A 1574-nucleotide genomic window follows, 5' to 3' on the forward strand; every position below is an offset into this window, starting at 1 on the left:
CAACCAAACTGGTATTGTTTGGTAATAACAGTTATGACCGTGCGCAAAATCTCCACTCATCTCACGGTCGCTAACCCTCCCATGTATCACCGGATTGGGATCCATACATTCCTTCGTCCTGCGTATCCATGAGGTGGAGGTCGGATAAGCTCCTCAGCTGGGTCATAAGCCCGTATGGTAAAAATAAACTCCGACTCGGCACTATTGGTGTTTGTCTTTAGAAATACTTGAAGTATTCGATAGTAATTTGATTAACAAATTGGTTAATAAATCGGTTTAAGCAACTTGTAATGTAATTTGAGGCAAGCCTTGCAATAATTTTGAACCATCAAATTCACACTGTTTTTGACCAATGACAAATAAGACACGTAATAGCTTACAACACAAAGCGATGAGAGACTGTTGCTTTTTTAAAGGCCTTTCAGATCGTTTTGTATAGTATTGATGTAAAGCTTTAAAAGTTGGATTATGGGCAACGAGTGGCCGAATCGCTAGGTACAGAGCTTTACGCAGCCTGCTTCGTCCCCGTTTCGTTATTCTGGTTTGTCCTTTAAATTTTCCAGAACTATGCTCACGTAATGAAAGGCCTGCCAGATTAACTAATTGCTGAGGGTGACTGTACTTTGTGAGATCACCCACTTCAGCGAAGAATAGAGCGACTGTTGTAACACCTAACCCAGAAATATTCATCATTTGCTTAGCACCTGGGATCGTTTCTACAAGAGCTTCTAGCTCCTGATCCAACTCTTCCAACTGCGTTTGATAAAGCTCATATTGGTCAATCAGATATTCCATTTCACGTTTGGCAAACTGAATCCCGATTTGAATTCCAATGCTCTTTTTGGCCGTTTCCACTAGTTTCGTTGCTCGCTTCATTCCAACTCCTCGTTGTACAAATGGCTTCCACTTTGAGAGAATCTCTTCAGGTGTCATTTCTTTAATTTGAGAAGGAAATGGAAACAGTTTTAGCGTGCAAAGAGCTGCTTTTCCTTCCCAATCCCCGAAAACATCGAAAAACTCCGGAAAATAACGTTGAATCAAATTTTGAATACGTCCTTCTGTGATGGCAAGCTGTTGAGTGAGCTGATCTCTTATTTTGACGCCTTCTCTTAGTTCCGCGTAAATGCCGTCTAAGAGATTTGGTACGGAGTATCGGCCGTCTTTAATCAGCTGTGCAATCACTCTGGCGTCTTTTGTATCGTTTTTTGTTGGAGAGTTGTCATCAAGCTCTTTGCTTTTCTTTACATGCATCGGATTGACTAGCACAAAGTCATAGCCCTTTGCGGTAAGGAAATAAGCGAGATTTAACCAGTAGGGCCCGGTTGGTTCAACCCCAAAAATCACATGGTTCTTATCATTTTCTTTTTGGTGTCGATTCACCCAATCTAAAAGCATTTGGAAACCATGTATGCGATTTTCAAAGATCAAGCGTTTTCCAAATTCAATTCCTCGATCGTCTTGTGCCCGTGCCACGTGTTTGTCTTTGGCAATATCAATGCCGATTATTAATGTTGATGGTGTGATTTGCGAGATTTTTCGATTTTGAGTATAATTCATTATTGAGTCCTCCTTGG

Annotated in this window: 1 protein-coding gene; it reads right to left on the bottom strand. The window is 41.0% G+C overall.

Translation table 11 applies throughout. The features are described from left to right. Window positions 1-276: 276 nt before the first annotated feature. Window positions 277-1557, bottom strand: coding sequence for an IS110 family transposase (locus C0966_RS18470; RefSeq protein ID WP_274854009.1), 1281 nt, complete (start codon window positions 1555-1557; stop codon window positions 277-279). Between the last annotated feature and the right edge of the window lie 17 nt (window positions 1558-1574).

It is taken from the genome of Bacillus methanolicus (assembly GCF_028888695.1).
GTDB classification, from domain to species: Bacteria; Bacillota; Bacilli; order Bacillales; family Cytobacillaceae; genus Bacillus_Z; species Bacillus_Z methanolicus_B.

What these genes read in the sequence shown, in the direction of transcription:
- C0966_RS18470 (WP_274854009.1), bottom strand. Translation starts at nt 1,557, where the DNA reads ATGAATTATACTCAAAATCGAAAAATCTCGCAAATCACACCATCAACA.